This is a genomic window from Marinobacter changyiensis, from assembly GCF_009193265.1.
GTDB classification, from domain to species: Bacteria; Pseudomonadota; Gammaproteobacteria; order Pseudomonadales; family Oleiphilaceae; genus Marinobacter; species Marinobacter changyiensis.
This window is the reverse complement of record NZ_VZZZ01000001.1, coordinates 301,710-326,326: the sequence shown is the minus strand read 5'-3', so window position 1 is coordinate 326,326 and position 24,617 is coordinate 301,710. Positions and strand designations below refer to the sequence as shown.

Annotated in this window: 27 protein-coding genes; 20 read left to right on the top strand and 7 right to left on the bottom strand. The window is 57.5% G+C overall.

All coding sequences use genetic code 11. The features are described 5' to 3' along the window. The first annotated feature begins 47 nt into the window (after positions 1 to 47). Complete coding sequence (locus tag F6Y09_RS01680) at positions 48 to 425, top strand: SirB2 family protein (protein ID WP_152205192.1); 378 nt, start codon at positions 48 to 50, stop codon at positions 423 to 425. A gap of 57 nt (positions 426 to 482) precedes the next feature. On the opposite strand, the gene F6Y09_RS01675 is transcribed toward F6Y09_RS01680, so the two are convergent. Continuing rightward, positions 483 to 3,152, bottom strand: coding sequence for a nitrate/nitrite transporter (locus F6Y09_RS01675; protein WP_152205191.1), 2,670 nt, complete (start codon positions 3,150 to 3,152; stop codon positions 483 to 485). A gap of 295 nt (positions 3,153 to 3,447) precedes the next feature. Between F6Y09_RS01675 and F6Y09_RS01670 the strand changes: the two genes are divergently transcribed. Continuing rightward, positions 3,448 to 4,371: an AEC family transporter gene (locus tag F6Y09_RS01670; protein WP_152205190.1), complete on the top strand. Its 924-nt coding sequence runs from the start codon at positions 3,448 to 3,450 to the stop codon at positions 4,369 to 4,371. Positions 4,372 to 4,375: 4 nt separating this feature from the next. Here the strand turns inward: F6Y09_RS01670 and F6Y09_RS01665 are convergent, their stop codons facing one another. Together F6Y09_RS01665 and F6Y09_RS01660 are read right to left on the bottom strand one after the other, a co-directional pair. Then, positions 4,376 to 4,999, bottom strand: a complete 624-nt coding sequence (locus F6Y09_RS01665) for an SCO family protein (protein WP_152205189.1) — start codon at positions 4,997 to 4,999, stop codon at positions 4,376 to 4,378. Further along, complete coding sequence (locus tag F6Y09_RS01660; protein ID WP_152205188.1) at positions 4,996 to 5,841, bottom strand: cytochrome c oxidase assembly protein; 846 nt, start codon at positions 5,839 to 5,841, stop codon at positions 4,996 to 4,998. The genes F6Y09_RS01665 and F6Y09_RS01660 overlap by 4 nt, the downstream gene beginning before the upstream one ends. Before the next feature lie 249 nt (positions 5,842 to 6,090). Here F6Y09_RS01660 and F6Y09_RS01655 point away from each other — a divergent pair, with 249 nt between their 5' ends. From F6Y09_RS01655 to F6Y09_RS01585, 15 genes are all read left to right on the top strand, one after another. Continuing rightward, positions 6,091 to 6,549, top strand: a complete 459-nt coding sequence (locus F6Y09_RS01655; protein WP_152205187.1) for an ATPase — start codon at positions 6,091 to 6,093, stop codon at positions 6,547 to 6,549. A gap of 60 nt (positions 6,550 to 6,609) precedes the next feature. Beyond that, complete coding sequence (locus F6Y09_RS01650) at positions 6,610 to 7,467, top strand: YihY/virulence factor BrkB family protein (RefSeq protein ID WP_218944083.1); 858 nt, start codon at positions 6,610 to 6,612, stop codon at positions 7,465 to 7,467. 88 nt (positions 7,468 to 7,555) lie between these two features. After that, positions 7,556 to 9,244: an HAD family hydrolase gene (locus F6Y09_RS01645; protein WP_152205186.1), complete on the top strand. Its 1,689-nt coding sequence runs from the start codon at positions 7,556 to 7,558 to the stop codon at positions 9,242 to 9,244. Positions 9,245 to 9,389: 145 nt separating this feature from the next. Beyond that, positions 9,390 to 9,974 carry a DUF2845 domain-containing protein gene (locus F6Y09_RS01640; protein WP_152205185.1) on the top strand — a complete coding sequence of 195 codons (585 nt, stop codon included), beginning with the start codon at positions 9,390 to 9,392 and terminating at the stop codon, positions 9,972 to 9,974. Between the two features lie 151 nt (positions 9,975 to 10,125). Further along, complete coding sequence (locus tag F6Y09_RS01635; RefSeq protein ID WP_152205940.1) at positions 10,126 to 11,223, top strand: BCCT family transporter; 1,098 nt, start codon at positions 10,126 to 10,128, stop codon at positions 11,221 to 11,223. Next, on the top strand, positions 11,195 to 11,650 hold the full coding sequence (locus F6Y09_RS01630; protein WP_152205184.1) for a universal stress protein: 456 nt from the start codon (positions 11,195 to 11,197) through the stop codon (positions 11,648 to 11,650). Before F6Y09_RS01635 ends, F6Y09_RS01630 begins: the two co-directional genes overlap by 29 nt. Before the next feature lie 60 nt (positions 11,651 to 11,710). Next, positions 11,711 to 12,220: a Na+/H+ antiporter subunit E gene (locus F6Y09_RS01625; RefSeq protein WP_152205183.1), complete on the top strand. Its 510-nt coding sequence runs from the start codon at positions 11,711 to 11,713 to the stop codon at positions 12,218 to 12,220. Next, positions 12,217 to 12,486, top strand: coding sequence for an MrpF/PhaF family protein (locus F6Y09_RS01620; protein WP_152205182.1), 270 nt, complete (start codon positions 12,217 to 12,219; stop codon positions 12,484 to 12,486). The genes F6Y09_RS01625 and F6Y09_RS01620 overlap by 4 nt, the downstream gene beginning before the upstream one ends. Next, a complete protein-coding gene (locus F6Y09_RS01615; RefSeq protein WP_152205181.1) occupies positions 12,486 to 12,800 on the top strand; it encodes a cation:proton antiporter in 315 nt (104 codons plus the stop codon). Before F6Y09_RS01620 ends, F6Y09_RS01615 begins: the two co-directional genes overlap by 1 nt. Continuing rightward, entirely contained in the window at positions 12,793 to 13,068 is a 276-nt protein-coding gene (locus tag F6Y09_RS01610; protein WP_152205180.1) for a Na(+)/H(+) antiporter subunit B, read from the top strand. The genes F6Y09_RS01615 and F6Y09_RS01610 overlap by 8 nt, the downstream gene beginning before the upstream one ends. Further along, positions 13,065 to 13,766: an MnhB domain-containing protein gene (locus F6Y09_RS01605; protein ID WP_152205179.1), complete on the top strand. Its 702-nt coding sequence runs from the start codon at positions 13,065 to 13,067 to the stop codon at positions 13,764 to 13,766. Before F6Y09_RS01610 ends, F6Y09_RS01605 begins: the two co-directional genes overlap by 4 nt. Next, complete coding sequence (locus tag F6Y09_RS01600) at positions 13,763 to 14,083, top strand: NADH-quinone oxidoreductase subunit K (RefSeq protein WP_152205178.1); 321 nt, start codon at positions 13,763 to 13,765, stop codon at positions 14,081 to 14,083. The genes F6Y09_RS01605 and F6Y09_RS01600 overlap by 4 nt, the downstream gene beginning before the upstream one ends. Beyond that, entirely contained in the window at positions 14,080 to 15,549 is a 1,470-nt protein-coding gene (locus F6Y09_RS01595; RefSeq protein ID WP_218944082.1) for a complex I subunit 5 family protein, read from the top strand. Before F6Y09_RS01600 ends, F6Y09_RS01595 begins: the two co-directional genes overlap by 4 nt. Further along, complete coding sequence (locus tag F6Y09_RS01590; protein ID WP_152205177.1) at positions 15,546 to 17,042, top strand: proton-conducting transporter transmembrane domain-containing protein; 1,497 nt, start codon at positions 15,546 to 15,548, stop codon at positions 17,040 to 17,042. Before F6Y09_RS01595 ends, F6Y09_RS01590 begins: the two co-directional genes overlap by 4 nt. Beyond that, positions 17,039 to 18,532, top strand: coding sequence for a complex I subunit 5 family protein (locus F6Y09_RS01585; protein WP_152205176.1), 1,494 nt, complete (start codon positions 17,039 to 17,041; stop codon positions 18,530 to 18,532). The genes F6Y09_RS01590 and F6Y09_RS01585 overlap by 4 nt, the downstream gene beginning before the upstream one ends. A 19-nt stretch (positions 18,533 to 18,551) precedes the next feature. On the opposite strand, the gene F6Y09_RS01580 is transcribed toward F6Y09_RS01585, so the two are convergent. After that, positions 18,552 to 20,084, bottom strand: coding sequence for a cryptochrome/photolyase family protein (locus F6Y09_RS01580; protein ID WP_152205175.1), 1,533 nt, complete (start codon positions 20,082 to 20,084; stop codon positions 18,552 to 18,554). Positions 20,085 to 20,336: 252 nt separating this feature from the next. Between F6Y09_RS01580 and hemN the strand changes: the two genes are divergently transcribed. Beyond that, complete coding sequence (gene hemN, locus F6Y09_RS01575; RefSeq protein ID WP_152205174.1) at positions 20,337 to 21,755, top strand: oxygen-independent coproporphyrinogen III oxidase; 1,419 nt, start codon at positions 20,337 to 20,339, stop codon at positions 21,753 to 21,755. A 93-nt stretch (positions 21,756 to 21,848) separates the two neighbouring features. Beyond that, positions 21,849 to 21,965 (top strand): U32 family peptidase, encoded by a 117-nt coding sequence (locus F6Y09_RS01570; protein ID WP_246180253.1) that lies wholly within the window; start codon positions 21,849 to 21,851, stop codon positions 21,963 to 21,965. On the opposite strand, the gene F6Y09_RS01565 is transcribed toward F6Y09_RS01570, so the two are convergent. The 3 genes from F6Y09_RS01565 to F6Y09_RS01555 all read right to left on the bottom strand — a co-directional run bounded on the left by F6Y09_RS01565 (position 21,962) and on the right by F6Y09_RS01555 (position 23,822). Next, positions 21,962 to 22,432, bottom strand: a complete 471-nt coding sequence (locus F6Y09_RS01565; protein ID WP_152205173.1) for a cytochrome c — start codon at positions 22,430 to 22,432, stop codon at positions 21,962 to 21,964. The two genes, F6Y09_RS01570 and F6Y09_RS01565, sit on opposite strands and share 4 nt — an antisense overlap. Positions 22,433 to 22,615: 183 nt before the next feature. Continuing rightward, positions 22,616 to 23,515 (bottom strand): mechanosensitive ion channel family protein, encoded by a 900-nt coding sequence (locus tag F6Y09_RS01560; RefSeq protein WP_152205172.1) that lies wholly within the window; start codon positions 23,513 to 23,515, stop codon positions 22,616 to 22,618. A 130-nt stretch (positions 23,516 to 23,645) separates the two neighbouring features. Next, positions 23,646 to 23,822 carry a GreA/GreB family elongation factor gene (locus tag F6Y09_RS01555; protein WP_152205171.1) on the bottom strand — a complete coding sequence of 59 codons (177 nt, stop codon included), beginning with the start codon at positions 23,820 to 23,822 and terminating at the stop codon, positions 23,646 to 23,648. A 371-nt stretch (positions 23,823 to 24,193) separates the two neighbouring features. On the opposite strand from F6Y09_RS01555, the gene F6Y09_RS01550 reads away from it, so the two are divergent. After that, a complete protein-coding gene (locus tag F6Y09_RS01550; protein ID WP_152205170.1) occupies positions 24,194 to 24,556 on the top strand; it encodes a DUF488 domain-containing protein in 363 nt (120 codons plus the stop codon). Positions 24,557 to 24,617: the final 61 nt, after the last annotated feature.

The window sequence follows — 24,617 nt, the reverse complement described above, 5'->3', positions numbered from 1 at the left end:
GTATTGTGGCCTGGTTTTATGTAGATGAACTGGATGAGGTCTGAATCGTGAACACCTACCTGTTGCTCAAATCCGCCCATATGACGGCCGCTTATTTGACCGTGCCAATCTTTGCTCTGCGGTTGTTGTTGGATGCCGTGGGTAAACCTGCCTGGCGAAAAACGCCGTTGCGCTGGATTCCCCATGTTATCGATACGGTATTGTTGGGAGCGGCCATCGGCTTGTTGTTTGTCACTCCGTGGATGCCGTTTGTTCATGGCTGGCTGACCGCCAAGGTGTTGCTCCTTGTGGGCTATATCGTGGCCGGGGTATTTGCCTTGAAAACCACGTTATCGCTGCAGGTGCGGCTGATAGCGTCGGTATTGGCCTTTGTTCAGGTGATGGCAATATTTCACCTGGCCATTAATAAACCAATACTGTTCTGAACTCGCAGAAGGCGGCAAGCCTCCAGGTGATGGAGGCTTGCCGGGGTTCAACTGCAGCTAACAGGGCGCTGGGGCGTTCCTGCGGGCATAATACCACCAGGTTATAACCATGCAGCTGAGATAGAAGATGATGAATGCGGTCAACGCCGCCTCCACGCCACCCGTGAGGGCGATGGACGTGCCATAGGATTTGGGTATAAAGAACCCGCCATAGGCCGCGAAAGCCGAGATGAATCCAAGCACGGCTGCAGCCTCCTTGTTGGCTGCCTTCTGTGCCTTGTCTTTCTGGTCTTCACCGAATTCCCGAACCAGCAGGTTGCGGAAAATCACCGGTACCATTCGGAACGTTGAGCCGTTGCCGATACCAGTGGCGACAAACAGCACCAGGAAACAGCCAAAGAAGCCCCAGAAGTTGCCGCTGCTGCTTTTGTCCGGCAGGAAGTACAGGGCCCCGAAGACGCCGGCGATCATCACCGCAAACGTCCAGAGGGTGACCCGGGCACCACCGAGTTTATCCGCTACCATGCCGCCTAACGGGCGTGAGAGGGCGCCCAGCAACGGCCCGAGGAATGCATATTTGACCGGGTCGACATCGGGGAACTGCATACCTGACAGCAATGGAAAGCCGGCAGCAAAGCCGATAAAGCTACCGAACATACCCAGATACAGCCAGCACATCAGCCAGTTGTCCTTGCGTTTGAAAATGACCGCCTGATCCTTGAAGCTGGCTTTGGCGTCGGCGATGTCGTTCATGCCAAACCACGCCGCAAGCGCACCGATGACGATGAGTGGCACCCAGAGTAACGCGGCATTCTGGAGCCAGAGTGACTCGCCGGCGTTCCTGCCTTGCTCGATCACCAGGGGGTCACCCGCAAGCGGACCGAAGACGCTGCCGGCAATGATCAGCGGCGCCAACAGTTGCATACCCGACACCCCCAGATTACCCAGACCGGCATTAAGCCCCAGCGCACCTCCTTTCTGGGCCTGGGGATAGAAAAAGCTGATATTCGCCATGCTGGAGGCAAAATTGCCCCCGCCGAAGCCACACAGCAAGGCAAGAATCAACATGATGATATAAGGCGTATCGGTATTCTGGATGGCCACCCCGATCCACAGGCAAGGCAGCAGCAGCGATGCCGTCGAGATGGCAGTCCAGCGTCGGCCACCAAAAATTGGCACCATGAAACTGTAGAATATCCGCAAGGTGGCACCTGACAATGCGGGCAGTGCCGCCAGCCAGAATAGCTGGTTCTGGCTGTAGTCAAATCCGACGCTGGGCATTTTTACCACCAGAATGCTCCAGATGGTCCAGATGGCAAACGCCAGGAACAGGTTGGGGATGGATATCCACAGATTGCGTTTTGCAATCTTCTTGCCCTTTTGTTCCCAGAACGTGGGGTCTTCCGGGCGCCAGTCCTCAAGCACAAAGGCCTTCGGGGTAGACAGCTCGGGCAGATCGGTCCGCTCCTCCCGGGCAGTCCACTCAACACGCTCGGCGGCGCGAATGGAATAGTGCATCCAGACCAGAGCGGTGGTGGCAATCACGAACAGCAGCATGAAACTGCTTTGCCAGATGCCGACAACGTCGTTCAGCATGCCGAAAGTCAGCGGCAGGAAAAAGCCCCCCAGGCCACCGATCATGCCGACCACGCCGCCTACCGCCCCGACACTTCCGGGATAATAAACCGGTATGTGCTTGAACACGGCGGCCTTGCCCAGGGACATAAAAAATCCCAGTACAAACGTCAGCAGTACAAAGCCGATAAGGTTCATTTCCAGGCTGAATACGATGTCACCTTCGATGCCCTTGATGACATACGCGGTCGGCGGATAGCTCAGCAGGAAGGTGCAGATGGCAGAGGCAATGAACGTCCAGTACATCACCCGGCGTGCCCCGTATTTGTCCGACATCCAGCCACCCAGAATACGGAAAAGCGACGCGGGAATGGTATAGAGCGCAGCAATGATACCCGCGGTCCTGATGTCCAGCCCGTAGACCTCGATCAGGTAATGGGGTAGCCAGAGCGCGAGCGCCACAAAAGCCCCGAATACAAAAAAGTAATACATCGAAAAGCGCCAGACTCGCAGGTCTGCCAGCGGGCTTAGCTGCTGGATAAACGTCTGGGATCTGCGTGCCGCGCGCTCGCTGGCCCGGGGGTCCTCCTTGGCCAGGATAAAGAAGCTGATAGCCATGATTGCGAGCACCACCGCATAGACCTGGGCGGTTTTCTCCCAGCCGAAAGCCACCAGCAGAAAAGGCGCGCCGAAATTGGTCACTGCGGCCCCCACGTTGCCGGCGCCGAAGATGCCCAGCGCCGTGCCCTGGCGCTCGGGTTCGAACCAGGCGGCCGTGTAGGTAACGCCGACAATAAAAGCGCCCCCCGCCAAACCCACTCCCAGGGCTGCTACCAGCAACATGAGATAGCTGTTGGCAAAGGTCAGCAGGTAAACGCAGACGGAGGTCGCCAGCATCAGAAGGCTGAAGATTGAGCGGCCACCGTAGCGATCGGTCCAGATCCCCAGGAACAGCCGGCTGATTGAGCCGGTGAGGATGGGTGTGGCCATCAGCAGGCCAAGCTGGGTGTCCGACAGTCCGAAGTCCTGTTTCAGTTTGATGCCGATGATGGAAAAGATTGTCCAGACCGCGAAACACAGAGTGAATGCAAATGTGGACAGTCCAAGGGCCCGGGTCTGTTCCTTGCGGGGCGAAGCAGCCTTTCTGACCATAGTATTCTCCAGAAAACATACTGAAAGGGTATGGAGAGACTGTAGGCATAGGCGAGGGTGCAATAATTGATAATGGTCAAGAAGGTTTTCCGAGCGTCCGCAGTGCTGTTTTCAATACCTGCATTGTTCTCTGATGGCTTATAAAAATTTAATAATTACAGTTAGTTACTAGGTATATAACTCCTAGGGAGTAGGCTGCTGATTGCTGCGGGGCATGGGAGGTAGATGCGGCTTCATCTTCAGCCCACAAGTATTGACTGCTAGACTTTCCACCCTTTTATTGTCCGGAGTTGCCATGGCCGCGGCCTTTATCCTGCTTTTCAAGCTGCTCCCGCTTTACATCACAGTGGCCCTCGGATGGGTCGCCGGGCGTTATCTCGAGGCCAGCGGCAGGCATATCGCCGGTATCATGCTCTATATAATCACGCCTTCGGTGATTTTTTATGGGGTGATGAAGGCGCCGCTCTCGGCCGAGGTTATCCTGCTGCCCTTGTTGACGTTCTTGCTCTCAACGGTAATTGGTGTGGCCCATCTGATAATCGGCAGGCGTCTGTTAACTGACGGTAGTGCCAACATCCTGCCCTTGGCTGCGGGCACCGGGAATACCGGCTATTTCGGTATTCCGGTGGCACTACTGCTGTTTGGCGAACAGGGTGTGGGCATCTATATCGTCTGCATGTTGGGGACAACGTTGTACGAAACTTCGGTCGGTTTCTACCTCGCCGCCCGAGGCCGCTACAATGTGGCGGAGTGCCTGCGCCGGGTGGCGCGCTTGCCCTCCATCTATGCTTTTGCCCTGGCCGTTACGCTGAATCTTTCGGGTGTCGGAATTCCGGATGTACTGGCGCCGCTGTTTGACAATCTGCGGGGCGCCTACAGCATATTCGGCATGATGATTATTGGTATGAGTATCCTGAGTTTTCGTGGGCTGGCAGGGAACCTGCGATTTACCGGGCTGGCGTTCTTCGGCAAGTTTGTGGTCTGGCCAGTGGCAGCGCTGTCGCTTTGGGGGCTGGACAGCTGGTTATTCCAGATCTACGACCTGGCGGTTTACCAGGCCCTGTTTCTCGTTTCTATCACGCCGATGGCGGCGAACACGGTGGTCATCGCGACGCTGTTGGACGCATCGCCACGACAAGCCGCGGGGACTACTCTGCTGAGCACCCTGTTTGCGCTGGCCTATATCCCGGTGATGGTCGCGTGGATCATCCCCCAGTAGGCCTTCAGCTTCGGCTCCGGGTTGCCAGCGAGGTCAGGTCGTCGCGGATTGCGGTGGTGGGAAGACCGTCGCGAATCAACAACCGGGCTCGGCCTTGCTGATCAAAAACGTAAACGGCGGAACTGTGAGAAACATCGTAGTTGCCGTCCTCATCCGGGGTGCCATAACCAAACGTGGTGCGATACCGCTTGGCGAGCTCCCGCAGCTGCGGTTCCGAGCCGGTCAGTGCAATTACCCGATCACCGAAGAAGGATTCGTAGGACGCCAGCTGCTCTGGCGTATCCCGTTTCGGGTCGACGCTGACAAAGACAATGCGCACCTCTTCCTGCAACTTGTCCGGCATCTGTTCAATGGCTTGTTTGAGCTGCACCATAGTAGTCGGGCAAACGTCAGGGCAGTGGGTGAATCCGAAAAAGACCAGCCTGACCTCGCCGCTGAGATCTTGTGCCTCCACCGCCTTGCCGTTGCTTCTGATGAGGTCGAACTGCAGATCCGGCATCAGGCTGCTGATGTCTTTGGCGTTCCACTGCTCATCATCCGAGAAGCAGCCCGCAAGCAACAGCAGTAAGAACGCGACAGTCACCCGGGCCGCGGCTAGTTGCCAATGCGCACTGGCGGTTGATCTCATTGGTGAGCCTCCTGAGGTTTCCAATCCCGTTTGCCGGTCTTTTTGCTGTCTTCGTGCATGACCCGTCTGAGCACGATCAGAATAGCGATAATGCTCATCATCGCCGGGGGCACCCAGGTAATTACGCCACCAATCAGCTGATCGGTTTCCGGTGCCATTGGCCAGGCACGGCCACATACCTCGTAAACGTCGTAGACCATGCCCCGGTTGAAGACAATCCAGGCGCCGAGAAACATCTGGGGCAGCGCCACCAGGGCCAGCATCAGCATGCGCTTGCCATAGCCAACCGCATCTGACCGGGCCGGTGAGCGCGGATCAAATATCAGCCACCAGAACAGCATTCCATCGAGCAGCATGCTCCAGTTCATGACCCAGTAGAGGTCGCGGCTGAGCATGGCGTCAAAGTGAATACTCGGCCACAGCCAGAAGTAGATCAGGCCGACAAACAGGAAAGCAGCGATGAACGGCTGTTGAAGCGTCCGGTAAACCCCGCCAAAGGGTGCCAGAAAGGGGCGGGCACGATCGGGAATCTGACGATTCCAGAAGCGGAGGATCGGCAGCGGGTTCGCCAATGCCATCAGGAAAGGCCCCAGATGATGCAGAATCAGATGCTGGCCCCGATGGACAAAGAACATATACTGGGAGTAGTAATCAAAGACGGTCTGCATGACGGCATAACAGATGCCGAGCCCCAACAGGAAAGTAAAGATCCGCAGAGGGCCGGGTCGATCCTCCGAGGGCATCAATTTCAACGCGGTGACGTAGAGTCCGAGCACGGTAACGAAGAAAATGACCGTCAACGGCGAAAAATCGTAGGGAAGCAGCATTTCTAGCGAGAACATTCAATCACCGGAGTACCTGTTGACGGAGCGTCTGTTGCTCTGTTGACGCAACAGAAGTATCCAGTCTATCGGGTAATTCTGCAAACATCCCCAGGTTTTTGTTGGCCGCAGGCTGAACTTCAGCCCCCGTTGTTGAGCCGCGGGGCAGGCCAGTATGAAGCGCACTCGAATCGTGTTGCTTTAGTATGGCTGTCCAGAGACGCCGGGGGTTGGCATACTGGGCGGTCAACTATCCTCAAGGAGAGACGCGTGGATATAAAAACCTTTCGAGACCTGATCGAATGGACCAGAGATCTGCATCGGAACCTGTCAAATTGTCTGGCTGACTGTTCCAAAAAACATGAGCAGGAGCGCGCCCGGGCGTTGCTGGACTATCTGGCCAAGCACGAGGCAGAACTGGAGCGCATCGTCACGGAGTTTGAGCGGCAGGCTGATAACAAGATCCTGGAAACCCGGGTCTACGATCACATGGCTGATAAAACAATCCAGACTCTTCGGACCTGTGATGAGCATTACACCAATCTGGATTTCGACGGTATCTGCCGGGAAGTGTTCGAGTTTCATGATCAGGTAATCGAACTCTACCAGTACCTGGCGGGCCGGGCAGAAATACCCGAAGCGGAAGAACTGTTCGACGAACTTCTGAAAATGGAGCAGAACGAATCCATGAGACTGGCCAGACAAGTCGGCCAGATGAACGATATCTAGTGTCCTCTTTGGCTAATTTCCTGACCAAGCCTGCCCCCGGCCGGTTCGGGTGATCGTTTCGTGACACAGGGCGCCGGCGATACCGAACTATCACCAGCAGAGCTTGCCCGCCACCTGTTTGGTTTTTCACACCGGGTTTTACGCAATTTCCTGCGCAATCATGGTGTGCTGCTGGCCGGCGGTGTGGGGTACAACGTGCTGTTGTCGGCGGTTCCCATGCTGGCGGTACTCGGGGTGTTGCTTACCCGCATAGTGGAAGAGGAACAGTTGCTGGAGGTGATGTCGATTCAGGCCCAGCATCTTGCGCCCGCGCACGCTGGCCTGGTGTCGGAAGCGGTACGCGCTTTCATGGAGTCCAGGGACATCATTGGCCTCGTCGGCCTCCCGGTCATGTTGTTCTTCAGCTCCTTCGCTTTCCGGATGCTGGAACACTCCATCGCGATCATTTTTCACCGGCCCGAGAACCCCCGCCGTCGGTTCTGGGTTTCCGCCGTTTTGCCTTACGCCTTCATGCTGGTGTTGGGAGCCGGACTGTTGGGTCTGACGCTGCTGTTCGCTATCGTAAACGCGTTCTATGAAGAGCCTGGGCTGATTCTGTACCTGCTCAGTTTTATCAGTGTGTTTCTCGTGTTCAGTGCCATCTACAAGGTGCTGCCAATTGTGCGCATCTCCCCTCGGCGGGCAGTGGTAGGTGGGCTGGTGGCTGCCATTCTGTGGGAGGCAACGCGCCTGCTGATGATGTATTACTTCCTTAATATTTCCTTCGTTAACGTGATTTATGGCTCCCTCACCACGATTATCGTGCTGTTGATCAGTCTTGAGGTGGCCTCCATTATCCTGTTGCTGGGCGCCCAGGTCATTGCCGAGCTCGAGCGCAGTGAACGCCTTGGTTTGCCCTGGTATACCTCGTGCGATTAGTGGTGAATGGTTTTCACTGGCAAAGTGGTTTTAACTAGGGAAATTGCTGAACAAACTGTACGACCCCGCCCCCGAAGGAGACCGCTCGATGGCGCGTTTTTCGGATTCGATTCAGCCCCCAGTCGTTCTGCTGTTTGACTGGCACGGCACTCTGGTAGATACCCACGATGCCATGTTCAGCGCCATGGAAGACATGCTGCCCCAGCTCGAAGATCTTGGGCTGGTGGAGCGGCTGTTGCCGGAAGACCAATGCAAGACTCCTGAAGATGCACGGCTGGTGCGTTACATCCGGATATTTCGGCGCCTTCACCCCCGTATTCTGGCGGAACGCCGGGTCTCCCGGACGGATATATTTAATGCGATTTTTGGCGATGACCGCGACGCCAAGCTCATTGCCCATCAGGCTTACAATGACTGCTACCGTAAATACTTCGGGCAGGTAAAGCCTTTCCAGGAAGGTGTGCTTGAATACCTGCAGGCCTGCAAGCAAATGGGCATCAAACTGGCCGTAGCGACCAACCGTAATCGGGAATTTCTGGATACCGAAATACGTACGGTGGATGATGGCCGCTGGGTCGGCCTGTTTGATACCACCGTCTGTGCGGATGACGTAACCGATTACAAGCCGGCCCCCGAGGTGATACTGAGAGCCCTCGAACAACTGACGTTACCGGCCGATGCCACCGCCTGGTATGTGGGCGACAGCTACATTGATATGATCACCGCGAATAATGCGGGGGTGACTGCGGTGTTTTACAACGGGGCCTGCTGGAACACGGCCCGTATCGACAGCTGGTTCAGCCGCCGTGAAAAACCAGCCATTCTGCTGGACAGCTTTGATGACCTGATGGACTGTCTCGAGACCCTGGAAAAGGCGTCCCCGGGCGAGTTCACCCAATCGCCCGCCGCGGTGCGGCCCCCATCGTTCCCGCCGCCGAGACCTCCCGAACCCCGGGTTGAGGCGGACTGGCATCCGGCCGTGGCAAAGCTGATCCGCCCCGCGGTGGTGTTGTTTGACTGGCATGCCACCCTGGTGGATACCCTTGATGCCATGTATCACGCCGTGGACGACATGCTGCCGGACTTTCATAGCCTCAATCTCATGGACCGGATGGTGGCACCGGAGGACAGTAAGACGCCGGAAGACGCTCGCCTGGTGAGCCACGTGCGGGAATTTGCCAAACTTCATCCCAAGGTAAAGGCCGACCGGAAGATTTCCCGCACCGATATCTTTGAATTGCTGTTCGGGGATGATGAAGACGCCAAGCAGATAGCGCATCAGGCGTTCAACCACCATTACCGCAAACACTATGGCCACGTGGAGGCTTTTGAGCCGCGGGTACGCCATGTTCTTGAAGGCCTGCGACGGATGGAAATTAAAGTGGGGGTGATTACCAACCGGGACCGGGAGTTCTTCGAACACGAGCTTGCAGCAGTAGAGGGAACAGGCTGGACCGAGCTGTTCGATACCACCGTCTGTGGTGATGACACGCCACTACGCAAGCCCCATCCGGATCAGTTGTTGCTGGCAGCGGAACATCTGAATTACCCGGCGGACCCAAGCGTCTGGTATGTCGGTGACAGCACCACCGATATCATCGCCGCCAAGCGGGCCGGGATGACGGCGGTGTTTTTCAACGGGGCCCAATGGGATCTGCCGTGGTTGCACAAGATCTTTCCCGGCACCCGTCGGCATCCGGACAAACCCGATGTGGTGGTGAATGACTTCTCTGAATTCTGGGCATTGGTGCTGGCCTGCGAGATCGGTCCGCCCTGAGGAGGACAGTGGGCCGACCTGCGGATTTACACGCTTTTTACGGTAGATCACGCCCCAAAATTCCGATGTGCGGCGTACCATTGTAATGAGCATCGACGGTCCAGCTTTCACAGGGGTGACGATGCAGTGCAGCCGGGAGACTCGTATGTTGCAGATCTGGAGCCCTGTAAAAATCACCCTTTTCATTCTCATCTTCACGGCCATGCTACCGGCGTCTGCCAGTGCAGCGTTTCGATGCGGCACATCGCTGGTGGATGTAGGCGACTGGCCGGTGGAAGTCGAGGAACGCTGTGGCGAGCCGGACTACGTTGCCATTTATCCCTCAGCGGTATTGCCCGGAATCGGGGTGGTACGTGAGGTGGAGCACTGGTATTACAACCCGGGCCCCCAGGGCTTTATTCGGCGTCTTGAATTCCGGGATGGTGTACTGAGAAATGAGCACAGCCTGGGCTATGGCTTCGCCGGTGACAATGACGGCCATTGTTCGGTTGCACGATTGCAGCAGGGCACAACCGAGTTTGAGCTGGTTGCCCGTTGTGGCGAGCCTGTCTCGAAGCGGGTTACCTGGCAGTCACTATCTCCCCGTCGCCAGCATGGTTATACCGGGGCGCAGGCCCTGGTGCCTGTCGAGGAATGGCTGTATGAGTTCGGGGACAACCGTTTCCGCCGGATCATAACCTTGCAGAACGGCCGCATTACTCAGGTTGAAACAGCAAAGAAGCCCCGTTAGAGGCCTGTAGCGTCAGTTCAACAGTCTGCCCGATCGCAATGACGTCGATGATGCGGCATTTGAACCGTAATTGATCTCTGTCTCACCACCGGTGGATGGGTGTGGTAGCTTGAAACCTTTCATCAATCTTTCTGAAACAATGGAGACCCATGTGCTGGAACGGCTGCAACGTCAATTGGGTTTGCAGACCATACCGGGGGTGTTTTTCACCTCGGCAGGAGTAGCGACGCTGTTTGTTGCCCTGGCGGTCCCGTTTGACGAAGCCGTTGCCGACAGTTTCGGGCTGCTCACCGGCTGGGTGGCCCGTAACCTGGGCTGGTTCTACATTCTTTCGGTTACTTCTTTACTGGTGTTCCTGCTTGGTCTTGCGGTCAGTCGCGATGGCAACATTCGGCTGGGAACTGACGACAGTCGCCCCGATTATTCCGACCTGACCTGGTTTACCATGCTGTTCGCCGCCGGCATCGGCACCATTCTGAGGTTCTGGGGCGTGGCAGAGCCGGTTTCCCACTTCGCCAATCCACCCTTTGACGGCGTGCAACCCGGCTCGGAACGGGCCGCCAGCGATGCCATGACCATAGCGCTCTATCACTTCGGCCTGCATACCTGGACCATCTCCTGGGCACCCTATGTAGGGATCTTCATCGCCCGGATTTCCCGGGGGCGGACCATCCGTGAGTTCGTTGCCGGTGTTCTGTTTGCCCCCACGGCCTTTACTCTGGTGTGGTTCGGAATCTTCGGGTTGTCTGCCATTCAGGTTGAAGTGAACGGTCAGGTAGCGCTGGCTGAGCAGGTTCAGCAGGACCCTTCCGTAGCCATTTTTGCTTTTCTGGACACACTTCCGCTGGCCGGGGTGGCATCGGCCCTGAGCGTTGTGATCATCATCATTTTCTTTACCACATCTTCAGATTCTGCCTCCCTGGTCATCGATATGCTGACTCGGCGGGACGATCAGCCGTCTCTGGTGCGGCAGCGGATTTTCTGGGCAGCAGCCCAGGGTGTCATTGCCGCTACTCTGTTACTGGTAGGGGGGCTGGATGCCCTGCAGAACGTGATTACCGCACTGGGCCTGCCGTTCTGTATTCTGCTGATTTTCATGGCAGTTGCGTTGTTTCGGGCGCTCCGGGCGGATTACCGGGGCTACAATATGAACGAACTGGTCCAGGGACGGGCTTTCCCGGAAGTGGAGGCCACTTCCGGAACAAAACAGGAGAACCAGTATGTACCGGAAACTGTTGATCGCGATTGATCCGGAAGACGACGGCGAGGGCAAGCGCGCCCCGGAAGCCGCCATGGATCTGCTGGCCGAAGTTGGTGAACTCCACCTTGCCAGTGTTTACAGTCCGGGCGGTGGCGGGTTCTTCCCGCACGTCGCGGAAGAGGCGCCAGAGCAGAAAGAGTCGCGGGTCCGGGAAGTGCTGGACTTACTCGTGCGAAAATATCTGCCACTGAACCGAAACGCGAGTTTGCATGTGGTCGCGGGCAGCGCTGGCGAAAAGCTGGTGGGGCTGGCCGGCCAGCTTTGTGCCGACCTGCTGCTGTTGGTGTCCCGCGGCAGCAGTGGTCACTGGCCTTTGCGCCGGGCTACCGTGGAGTATGTTTCGGTAAATGCGCCGTGTCCGGTACTCGTATTGCCGTCGCTGAAAAAGGCCGAACCGGCGAAAGCTGAAGAGTAGTCTTTTCAGCATCTGAGGTGCTTCATGACAGCTTTTTACAGGTCCGGGTGAGGGGCACCAATGAGGACAGTCACCACGATTTCTGGCCGGATGATACTGCTTCTTCTGGTGTGGTGGACGCTTACCGAGGGAGACCCGTCCGGAATCGGATTTGGTCTGGTGATCGTCATACTGGTCACGGCGATCTCTGTGCGCCTTTTTCCACCGGGAACGGCGCGGATTCGCCCGATGCCCTTCTGTCTTTTCGTGCTGTTTTTTGCGGGCCGCTCCGTAACCGCAGGCATCGACGTTGCCCGTCGTTTGTTGTCACCTTCCCTGCCTGTAAGTCCCGGTTTTCTTACCTTTCACCTCAACTTGCCGGAAGGTGGCCCGCGCTGGCTGCTGGCCAATACGTTGTCGCTGATGCCTGGTACCCTGAGTGTCAGCCTTGACGGGGCGCGACTGGACCTGCACTGCCTGGATACCCGTGATCCGATTGAGGCAGATGTGAGAGCCGTGGAGCAAAAAGTGGCGCGGGTTTTCGGCCTGTCGCTGGAGGATAGCGCTGCGCGGGCAGGGGGCAAAGAATGACACTGATGTTGAACGCTGTAGCGGCTTTCCTGCTGCTTACCTTGCTGGTGGCGCTGGTGCGGATCTGGATAGGCCCTACGCCCTCGGACCGTATGCTGGCGTCGCAGCTATTTGGCACCACCGGGGTTGCACTGTTGCTGGTTCTGGCCGAGGCCCAGGCTTCACCGGCACTGAGAGATGTGGCACTGGTTCTGGCGTTGCTGTCGGTGCTGGCCATTGTCGGTTTCGTGACACGGGTGGTGCGTATCGACGGGAAGGAGTCGTGATGGAGATCACTCAGTTGATTCAGGGGTTTCTGCTGATCGCCGGATGCGTGTTTTTTGCCGTAGGCACCCTGGGGTTGTTCCGCTTCCCGGATACTCTCACTAGAATCCACGCCCTCACCAAGGTGGATAATCTGGGGCTGGGATTGATCTTGTTGGCCCTGCTGCTGGGAGTGCCGTCACTGGCCGTAGGAATGAAAGTGGTCCTGATCTGGTTGGTGGCCCTGGCGGCCAGCGCCACATCTGCCCACCTGATTGCCCGGGCCGTCCGGTCGCAGGACCGAGGGCGTTCTGAAGGGAGGGAATCCCATGACTGAGTGGCTACTGGACGGATTGCTGGTGGTGGCGCTACTGGTAACAGCCGCCGCAGCACTGCTGTCCCGTGATCTGTTCCGGGCCGTTGTGGTGTTCATTGCCTTTGGTCTGTTGATGGCGGTGGCGTGGGTCCGGTTGCAGGCACCCGATATTGCCCTGGCGGAAGCGGCTATCGGAGCCGGGCTTACCGGTGTGCTCTTGTTGGATGCGGTCAGCCACCTCGGTAGCGTAAGTCCGCGAGCTCAGGAGAAGGGAGGCGGCGGGCAGTGATCTGGACTTTGCGAACTCTTTTTATTGCTGTGGTTTGCCTTGCGTTCACTGGTGTTCTGGCGGCTAGCATCTGGACCATCGCCGACAAGCCCAGCCCGGTGAATCTGCCGCAACTGCTGTCTGAAAACCTGGACCGCAGCGGGGTGGAGCATCCGGTCACCGCAGTGCTGCTGAATTTCCGCAGTTACGACACCCTGCTTGAGATCGGCGTTCTGGTAATTGCCGGCATCGCCGGGATATCCATGGCGAAAACTGCAACGCTGGAGGACCCGGAACTGCGTACCTCGGATTCGCTGCTCTACGCCCTGCAGCGCTGGTTCGTGCCGCTGATGCTGGTGCTGGCGGGCTACCTGCTATGGGCCGGTTCTGACCGGCCCGGGGGTGCATTTCAGGCCGGCGCGGTGCTTGCTGCCACTGGGGTATTGATGCGCCTGGGTGGCATTCCGATGGAATTTCTTCGCCCGGGCCGGCTGTTGCGTTTGGGCCTGGCGCTGGGTTTTACGGTGTTTCTGCTGGTGGCGGTGGCCAGTGCCATCGGGGGGGAGGCCTTTCTGGCGTATCCGCCGGGGATAACCAAAACTCTGATTGTGATTATCGAATCGGTTCTGACCCTGTCTATTGCCATGGTGTTGCTGGCGTTGTTTGTATCCGCTCCAGTCAATGATGCCGAGGATTCCGAAGAGGGCTCGTCCTCATGACGGCGCCGCTGTTGTACGCGCTGGTAGGAGCCATGTTGTGCGGTATTGGCCTGTTCGGGTTATTGCGGCTGTCGCACCTGCTACGCAAGCTGCTGGCCTTCAATATTATGGGTTCTGGCGTGTTCCTGGTGATGGTGGGGTTACCCCAGCACCAGGGCGGGCAGGATCCGGTGCCTCAGGCCCTGGTGCTTACCGGCATAGTGGTGGCCATTGCCGCCACTGCGCTTGCCATTGTACTGATACGACGTTATTACCATCTGTCCGGAATGACCAGCCTTGAGGGTGAGACCACCTCCCGGGAAGGTGGTCCGGAATGACACTGTGGTTGATGGCTGGATTGTTGTTCACTCCGTTGGCCTGGGCGGTGCTGACGTTGCTGACGGATTTTGCCCGGGGCCGGCTGGTCACCTGGGGCGGCATTCTGGTTCAGGTTCTGGTGTCGTTGGGATTATGGCTGACCGTCGCCCGGGACGGGGGCTTCTACTATGGTTTGGGTGGCTGGGATGCGCCGCTGGGCATCGAGCTGCGGGTGGACGGGCTCGCCGTCACCTTTGTGCTGCTGACCGCCGTGGTCGCCAGTGCCTGTGGCTGGCATGCGGGGATCTACATCGATCCGGACAAGCCCTGGCACCGGTATTTCTGGCCCTTGTTCTGGTTTCTCTGGTCCGGGCTGAACGCTGTCTGGCTTGGTGACGATCTGTTCAACCTCTATGTCGGACTGGAACTGATCAGTCTCTCCGCTGTTGGCCTTGTGGCCCTTGGTGGCAAGGCCAGCGCATTACGCGCCTCGCTCCGGTATCTGTTGGCCGCACTGTTGGGATCGCTGGCTTATCTGCTTGGGGTGGCCCTGATGTACGGGCAGTTCGGCACTCTGTCCATTGCAGGTATAGCTTCCTGGCTTACCGAACATCCGGTACCGGCAGGCTCTGGCTTGGCGCTGGCATTGATGATTGCTGGCCTGGCGTTGAAAACCGCACTGTTCCCCCTTCATCAGTGGCTGCCCCCGGCCCATGGAATCGCCAAATCTCCGGTTAGCGCATTGTTGTCGGCGCTGGTGGTGAAGGCATCTTTTTATATCGCGGCCAGATTGTGGCTGGAACTCGGCGAGCCCCTCGGTAATCTGGTCTCAGCACAGCTGGTCGGCTTGCTGGGCAGTGCGGCAGTGGTCTGGGGCAGTTGGCTGGCGTGCCGACAATTGCAGCTGAAACAGGTGGTGGCCTATTCTTCCGTGGCCCAGATTGGTTACCTGTTTCTGTTATTCCCGCTGACGTATTCGGTGTCTGAATCAGTATCCTTGCAGGCTCAGCAAGGTATTACGCTACAGGTCATCAGCCACGCTCTGGCCAAAGCCGCTATGTTCCTGGCCGCCGGCAACCTGATTCTGTCCGTTGGCAGTAGCCGAGTTGATGCGCTGGCCGGGGTCAGTCGTTTTCTGCCGTTCTCCCTGTTCTCCTTCGGACTGGCCGGGGTGTCGTTGATGAGCCTGCCACCATCCGGTGGGTTTGCAGCAAAATGGCTGCTACTGCAGGCCAGCCTGGAAAGCGGTCAGTGGTGGTGGGTGCTGGTGTTGTTGGTGGGTGGCCTGCTTTCTGCGGCCTATGTGTTCCGGATTTTCCGTGCGTCATTTCTGGAAAGCCCGGAGTCGGATCAGTTTTACCACCCGGCCAGGAGCCTGGAAGTCATCCCGATGATTCTGGCCTTGCTGGCACTGGGGCTCGGGCTGGTGTCGGAGCAGGTGCTGTCAGTGATGGCATTGCCTTTCGAAGTAGAGGGCTCGCCATGACATTAAATGCCTGGCTTCCGGTGTTTGCCCTGATGACGTCGCTGGTTGCCGCGTTGGTGATCTTTGCCTTGCCGGAAAAGGGCTACCGTTTGCGGACTGCGGTGAACCTCGGCGCCGCCCTCGTGAAGCTGGGCTTGGTGGTTGTCATGGTCTGGGGCGTGTTTCGGGGCGTGGACTATGGCGTGAGCTTCACCATGGTGCCGGGTGTGGCGTTTGCTCTGAAAGCCGATGCCTTGTCGATGATGTTTGCAACCCTTTCAGCAGTGCTCTGGTTGCTGACCACTGTTTACGCCGTCGGTTATCTCGAGGATTCACCCAACCGCAGCCGGTTTTTCGGTTTTTTCAGTCTGTGCGTTGCCAGCACGATGGGTATTGCTCTGGCGGGTAACCTGTTCACCTTCTTCCTGTTCTACGAAATGCTGACGTTGTCCACCTATCCGCTGGTGGTGCACCGGGGCACAGAAAAGGCCCTGAAAGCGGGGCGGACTTATTTGATCTACACGCTTACCGGAGGCGCAGTGCTGCTGCTGGCGATTGCATGGTTGCACGGGGTAGAGGGGGATCTGCCGTTTCGAGAAGGTGGCCATTTCATCGACGCTGATGCCGACATTCATCTGTCGCTGATCCTGATTTTCATATTGCTTGTGGCCGGGCTGGGGGTGAAAGCCGCGGTGTTTCCACTCCATGGCTGGCTGCCCCAGGCAATGGTGGCGCCGGCCCCGGTCAGCGCTCTTTTGCACGCGGTGGCGGTGGTGAAGGCCGGGGCCTTTGGCATTGTGAGGGTGGTTTATAACATCTACGGCATAGAAGCATCCTCGCTTCTCGGCGTGCTGGAGCCGCTGGCCTGGCTGGCAGCATTCACCATGCTTTATGGTTCCGTCCGGGCGCTGTCACAGGTTGCTCTGAAACGTCTGCTGGCGTTTTCCACGGTGAGCCAGGTGTCCTACATTATTCTCGGGGTTTGTCTGTTCGGACCGGTAGGGGCCGCCGGTGGGCTGGTGCATTTGCTGCATCAGGGCATCATGAAGATCACCCTGTTTTTCTGTGCCGGCAACTACGCCGAAACATTGGGTATTCACCGCATTGACGACATGGACGGCGCCGGCCGACGTATGCCAGGGACGTCCCTGGCCTTTACTATCGGCGCATTTGGCATGATCGGTGTGCCGCCGCTGGCTGGTTTTATCACCAAATGGACCCTGGGCAGCGGAGCGCTGGCGGCCAATATGGATTGGGTAATAGCGGTGCTGGTGTTAAGTAGCCTGCTCAATGCCGCTTATTTCCTGCCGATAGTGCATCGGCTATGGTTTCGGGAGCCGAATGGTAGCTGGCCCCGTGAACGACGCTGGGGGCGCCTGGAGACCAACGCCTGGCTGTTCTGGCCGCCGCTGCTGACGGCCGTAATGACGGTGGTGGTCGGTGTGCTGGCCTCGCTGCCGTTCAGCCCGCTGTCGTGGGCTGAACTGATTGTATTGCGGGAATATTCGCCATGATGTGTCCTGAATCGGTTCTGGTTCTGCTGGCCGTGTGCTTGCCGTTACTGTATCCGGCGATGGCCCTGCGTGCGGAGGGGGCCCGGGCGATGCGCTATGTCATGCCCGTGCTGCCACTGCCGGCACTCATGCTGGCGCTTGGCGCGGAGCCTGGCTGGCAACTGGAGCTGCCATGGCTGCTCAATGGCGGATTGTGGGCGATGGATGAATTACGCCGGCTGTTCCTGTTGCTGACAGCGGTACTCTGGACGGTAGCGGGCATTTACGCGGTGGGGTATCTGGGCGATCATCATCGGCGGCGGTTCTGTGTGTTCTGGGGGCTGACTCTGGCGGGTAATCTGGGGCTGACGGTGGCCGTGGATGTTGGCAGCTTCTACAGCTTCTTCGCATTAATGACCTTCGCCGGCTATGGCCTGGTGGTGCATGAGGGAACGGATGAGGCGACCTACGCCGGGCGCGTCTATCTGGTGATGGCGGTATTGGGTGAAATGGCCATTCTGGCAGGATTGCTGCTGGCGTCTGCCGCTGCCGACAGCCAACTGCTCACAGACCTGCCAGCGGCCGTCGCCAGCGCGTCACAACGGGATCTGATAATTGCGCTGCTGGTGGCCGGTTTCGGGGTCAAGGCCGGGTTACCACTGCTGCATTTCTGGCTCCCACTGGCCCATCCTGTGGCACCCACACCCGCCAGTGCGGTACTCAGCGGCGCGATGATAAAAGCCGGGTTACTAGGTTGGCTGGTCACCCTGCCGTTTGGTGAAACCGCCTTGCCCGGGTGGGGTGCCCTGATGATTGTGGCGGGCGCCGTGGCGGCCATCGGAGCCGCTGTATTGGGCGTTTGTCAGCGTATACCCAAGGCGGTACTGGCCTATTCCAGTATCAGCCAGATGGGGTTGATGGTGCTGATGGTGGGTGCGGCAATGGCGGACCCCGGGCGCGCACCCGTGCTGTTTTCCGTCATTGCCCTGTACGCCCTCCACCATGGTCTGGCCAAGGGCAGCCTGTTCCTGTCTGCGGGGGTGTCGCTGCCGGCAGGGATAATGCGCCGGGCGGCTGTCTGGCTATTGATTGCCTTGCCCGGTTTGTCCCTGGCCGGGTTGCCGTTTACCAGCGGTGCGCTCGCCAAACTGGCCATGAAAGAAGGCCTATCGGAAGACCCGCTGGATTTTGCTCTTGCCGGTTACCTGTCTCCGCTGATGACTGCCGGGGCGGTGGCCACCCTGCTACTGGTGTTGCGATATTTGTGGACGCTTGGAGGCAAACTTGAAAACCGCCGAAACCCGCCAATGCTGGCGGCGGGATGGCTGGCGTCTGTTGGCGTGAGTCTTGTCGCTTTCTGGTGGATGCCCTGGGAGGTTGAAGGGCTGGTCAAGTCACCGGTCTGGTTGCCGGCACCTTATCAGCTGTGGGCACTGGTATGGCCAATGCTGATTGCAGTTGCCCTGGCAGGATTGACGCTGCTGGTAGCGAGGCTAGTCAAACAGCGATAGCTGCCTTGAGCTACCACTGTCAGAGCTGTTCCAGCCGCGCCAGCAAGTCATCGGCACGCTGGCGCAGCGCCTGTCGCCTTTCCGGTTTTTGCTTGTCCCAGTTCCGGTACATCATGCCCATACGTGGATTGTTGGCAAAATCATCCCGATGTCGATCGATAAAGTGCCAGTACAGGGCATTGAACGGGCAGGCATCCTCTTCTGTGGCCTTGTTCACCTTGTAATGGCAGTTGCGGCAATGGTCGGACATCCGCTGAATGTATTTGCCGCTGGCCGCATAGGGCTTGGAGCCGAGGTAGCCGCCATCAGCGTGCATCACCATGCCGAGCACGTTGGGTAGCTCTACCCAGTCATAGGCATCGGCGTACACTGCCAGATACCAGTCACAGATCTCCTCCGGCTTGACGCCGGCCAGCAGCGCAAAGTTACCGGTGACCATCAACCGCTGGATATGATGGGCGTAGGCGTTGCGGCGGGTGGCATCAATGGCTTTGTGCATGCAGCGCATCTTCGTTTCCCCGGTCCAGTAGAACCAGGGCAGGGCGCGGGTATTGCCGAGCCGGTTTTCCTGCGCATACCCCGGCATGTTCAGCCAGTAGATGCCCCGCACAAACTCCCGCCAGCCCAGAATCTGCCGGATAAACCCCTCCACCGCATTGATCGGCGCCCACCCTGCGTGCCAGGCCCGGTCGGCGGCTTCGCATACGGCCAAAGGATCCAGCAGGCCGCAATTGATGTATGGCGAGAGAATGGAGTGGAACAGCCAGTCCTCGTCATCGGACATGGCGTCCTGGAAGTCACCGAAACAGGGCAGGGCGAAGTCGATAAAGTAGTCCAGCGCCTGCTCCGCATCTTCCGGCGTCACAGCAAAATGGAAGTCCTCCGTAGTGCCGAAATGATCTGCAAAGTGCTTCTCCACCAGATCGATCACCTCCCGGGTCACCTCATCCGGTTCCACCCGGAAAGGAGCAGGAGCCGGAGGCTTGCCAGTCCACTTGCGGCGATTATCGGCGTCGAAGTTCCACTGGCCACCCTCGGGCTTGCCCTCGGAAGTCATCATCAAACCGGTTTTCCGCCGCATCTCCCGGTAGAAAAACTCCATTCGAAGCTGCTTGCGCCCTTCTGCCCAGTCCGCAAATTCCTGTTTGCTGGCGATAAAGCGGCTATCCGGACGGATCTCCACCGGCACCCCAAGCCGTTCATGCCACTGACCGATCTGCTCATGCAGTCGCCATTCGCCGCATTCGGTGGTGATCACTCTGTCCGCGCCGGTCTCTACGAGCTGACTGGCGACGACGGCCTCCAGGCTCTGATCATTATTGTCCGGATGGTAAGCCTGGTAATGCACCTGCCAGCCATCGTCTTGCAGCTTTTTAGCAAAGTGGCGCATGGCACTGAACAGCAGCACGATTTTCTTCTTGTGGTGATTGGTGTAACTGGCTTCATCATGGACCTCCGCCATCACGACCCGGTCCCGCTTTCGGTCAGCGTCTTCCAGTGCGCTTATATCGGTGGTCAATTGGTCACCGAGAATCAGAATCAGGTTTGCCATGGCAGAAGGTAGGCTCCGTTGTTTGGTTGGCGGACTGACAGAATAGTCAGGTGAGTGGAGGGGGTGCCGAACACCAAATGCCCCCCATAAGGGGTAGCAAGCATACGCCAAGAGCCCAAGGGTGGTTCATACAGTGGACTGGTAAACTGAAATCATCGGTCAACTGACCCGCATCAACATGCGAAGCGTTGGAATGGCCCAGAATGCCGGCAATTCAAGGATGACCCCGGTTTTGACACCAGAGCTCTTATTATGACCGCCACCCCCGCATCGAAAACCATAGAATCGACCCTCCCGGAATTCATCTGGGACGAAGCGCTGATCCGCCGCTACGACCTCAGTGGCCCGCGCTACACCTCCTACCCGACGGCAGTGGAGTTCAACCAGAACTATCCGGTGGAAGAAATGGTGTTGGCGGCCGGGCGCAGCAAGGTCAGCGACCGGCCTTTGTCACTCTATACCCACCTGCCGTTCTGCGCCCATCTCTGCTATTACTGCGCCTGTAACAAGGTGATCACCAAGAAGCGCGACAAGGCCATGCCTTACGTGGAGCGTGTGCTCCAGGAAGCCGCAATCCAGTCCCGACTGTTCGGTGCAAACCGGCCTGTGAAACAGTTGCACTGGGGTGGCGGCACCCCCACCTTCCTGCCGAAGGATGTGATGGAACATCTGATGGCCGGCTACGGGGAACTGTTCAACCTGCAGAGTGGTGATGACCGGGACTACAGCGTGGAGATCGACCCCCGAGAAGTGGACCAGGATACCCTGCCAACACTCTGGGACCTGGGCTTCAACCGCATCAGCCTGGGTGTACAGGATGTGAATCCAAAGGTGCAGAAGGCGGTGAATCGCATCCAGCCCCGGGAAATGACCGAAGCCGTGCTGAGCGAAGCCCGCCGACTCGGCTTCCGTTCCATTAACCTGGACCTGATCTACGGTCTGCCGCACCAGACCCCGGAGAGCTTTGCCGAAACCCTGGAAGCGGTGATCGAGATGTCGCCGGATCGGCTTTCCGTGTTCAGCTACGCCCACCTGCCGGACCGGTTCTACCCGCAAACCCGGCTTCTGGCGGACACGCTACCCACGCCCCAGCAGAAACTCATCATCCTGCACAACACCATCAACCGGTTGCTGGAGGCAGGTTACGAATACATCGGTATGGACCACTTCGCCAAACCGGACGACAGCCTGGCAGTGGCCCAGCGGGAAGGCCGACTGCACCGGAACTTCCAGGGTTACACCACTCATTCTGAATGCGATCTGGTGTCCCTGGGTGTGTCGGCCATTGGCCAGACCGACGATGCCTATTTCCAGAACAACCATGATCTGCCTTCCTGGGAAGCGGCGATTGATTCCGGCCAGCTTGCCATCACCAGGGGCATTAATCTCACTCGTGATGACCGCATCCGCCGCTGGGTCATCGGTCAGCTGATCTGCCAGTTCAGGCTGGATCGCAAGCTGTTTGCCAATGAATGGGGGGAACGCCTGGATAGCTACTTCACCGATGAACTGAATCGCCTGAAACCGATGATTCAGGATGAGCTGATCGCGGACGACGGTAACGCGCTGCGGGTTCAGCCCGCCGGCCGGTTGCTGATCCGGGCCATCTGCCAGATTTTTGATCTGTACCGAAAGGAGGGTGCGAGCCAGCGGTTCTCACGGATTATCTGACAGGCTAACCCGCTGATAATGATCAAGACAGTGGATGCGGAATGCCGGTAACCTTGTCTCCATCTGGCCAGCGGAGATAGTTATGGAACTCGTGTGCCCTGTCACCTGTCTGGTCGGGGCTCTGCCACCAGTTACGAGGCCTTGTCTTTCTGTAAGGACGCCTTTGATATCCGCCGTGCTGTGTTGCCCCGGGCGCTTTCCCTCGATTAGTTCCCAGACGATTTAACGCCAGGGAAACGATCAGATACGTATTTGCTGTGGCACTGAATACAGTTGCCTGTCATTTTGCTGAATAGCTTGTGCTGTTCTTTTGTGTCTTCGTTTCTGCCCGCTTCGGCCAGTGAAGCCGCGAGTTTGTGGAACTCCTTGTCCAGCTTGATAAAACCCTCCGGGACCGCCGACATCAGATCTTTGCGATCCTGCTCGCTCAGTTCCTGTTGCAGGATAAAGCTGTTATGAATCTGTTGGGCGTTCGCTGCAACACTCTCATGCTGTCCCATGACCATGGCGGAATGGATGGATGCCATGCCCCCCTGCACCGCCCTCATTTCCTTCTGAAGCAGCTGGCTCAGTTTGTCAGTGAGTTTCGGGGTGACAGGTTCCGCCGCCAGTGAACTGGTTGAAACTGCCAGGCCCAACAGTAAGGTTGCCAGGAATTTTCCGGTTATAACGGTCATTTTGAATGATTCCTTTTATTTTGCAGGTTTAAACACAAAATAGCAGCGATGCTACTGGCGGTCAGGGATTGGCACGCTCGCCCAGCCAGGATCTACAAGAATCGCGCAGAGTGCCTGACGGTAGTTGGCCAGGCCCATTTGCCGCGAATGTGGCGTTCCACGGTGAACTCACCAGGAGTCGATTTATTTTTGCGAGGCTCTGATGTCGAAGGGTTTGCTGGCATCGCCCATGTAAAGTGTGCGATGAGGAAAGGGAATTTCCACACCCTGATCGTCGAATGCTTTCTTGATACGACGAAGGAACTCCCGGCCAAGTTCCCATTGTTTAATGGGTGTGGTTTTTATGCGGCCTTTGATGACGACAGCCGAATCGCCGAATTTATCCACCCCAAACAGCTCCGGCAGTTCATCCAGCATGAAGCGCCCGTAGGCCGGGTCTGCCTTCATTTCTGCGCCAACCTGGTTGATGATATCCACGACTTTATCCGTGTCTTCCTTGTAGGCCACCCCCAGGTCAAACACGTAGGCAGACCATCCCTGTGTCATGTTCGCCAAGGTTGTGACATGGCCATTGGGAAAAATGTGCACAGTTCCGGATAAATCCCGGAGAATGATGGTCCGGAAGTTGATGGCTTCAACCAGACCTCCGGTGCCGTTAATCATGGCGACATCACCGACCCGGACCTGATTTTCCAGGAGGAAGAAAAAACCGGAAATCAGATCCTTCACAAGGCTCTGGGCCCCGAAGCCCACCGCAAGGCCAATGATGCCAGCGCCCGCCAGCAGCGGCGTAATATCAATGCCAGCTTGTCTGAGAATCAGCAGGACTACAATTATCCATAGAACCAGGTAGATGCCCTGGCGTAAAAGCCGGATCAAGGTGTCAATGCGCTTGGCCGACTCGGTCAGTGGCTCGCCTTCTTTCCGGGTGTGAAGTGCCAGCCGCTGTTCGAGGCGCTGCAAGCCCCGGCGGAGAAGGCGCATTGCAATCCAGGCAGCTATCAGGACGACCAATATTCGAAGTATTGTGGCAAGGATGTTGTGCCAACTGATGTCGGACAAAAAAGTGACCAGAGCATCCATTTCATCCTCCTGATGATAAGTCCCGGATGCTGTTCCTGGATCCGGGTATTTCCGACGATCAGGTTAAAAGACTAAAAAACTGCCCTCAAATAACATCGCTTATGAGCGGATTTGTCAAGAGCTATAACTGCTATTCATGGACGGCTCCCCAGTTACTCCGGGCGCGTAACGCTGGCCGCAGATCGGCGCGGCTGAGCTCATCTTCCATGCTTTCAGCGACGTCGTTGGTGTCGTTGGTCTTCTCCAGCAGCGCAGAAAGACGGTTGTAGTCTTCTTCGGCAACGGTAATAGCAGGTAAAGCGGACATGGTTATCTCCGGTATCGGAATAAGGGAATTTTCAGAGGTCGCTGAGCCAGGCGTGAACGCAGGCCCAGCGTCAGATAAGTAACGCTGTGTTGAAGCCGGGTTTGTTGGGGATGACAACCCGGGGAGTGGTCAGGGTGGTGTCTTGTTGCACGATGATTCTGACATTGGAAAGGATGCCAGATGAAGCTGACCCGGGGTCGGGAAAAGCGCAAATGGATTCGCTGTCAGGTCCGTGGAAATACTGGGCTCGACCCTGCCACCTGTTCCTGAGGGGTGCAATCGTTCACAAACCTGATCCTCAACCCGATTTTTGCACGCCTGGAAACCAGGGCGTAGGCTCGGGGACACTGCGTTCATATAGTGAGGGAACTATGGACATCCGACTGAAACGAGCCTACGAGAACCCCGCCCGCTCAGACGGCCCACGAGTGCTTGTGGACCGCATCTGGCCCCGGGGGGTTGCCAAAAAAGATGCCGATATAAGCTGCTGGCTGAAAGGGTTGGCGCCATCCACCGAACTGCGGAAGTGGTTCGGTCACGATCCGGATAAATGGTCGGAGTTCCGGAAGCGTTACCTTGACGAACTCAAAAAGGAGGATGCAGCAGAAGACCTTGAAAAACTTCGAACATATCTTGAAGCCCACGGACGGATCACCCTGGTATTTGCCGCCAAGGATACCCGGCACAACAACGCTGTGGCCTTGCGTCATTTTATTCTTGACGGTGAGTTGTGAGGCGTGGGGCTCTTTGGTTAATGAACCTCCCCATAAAGATGTATTGATAATAAATGTATAC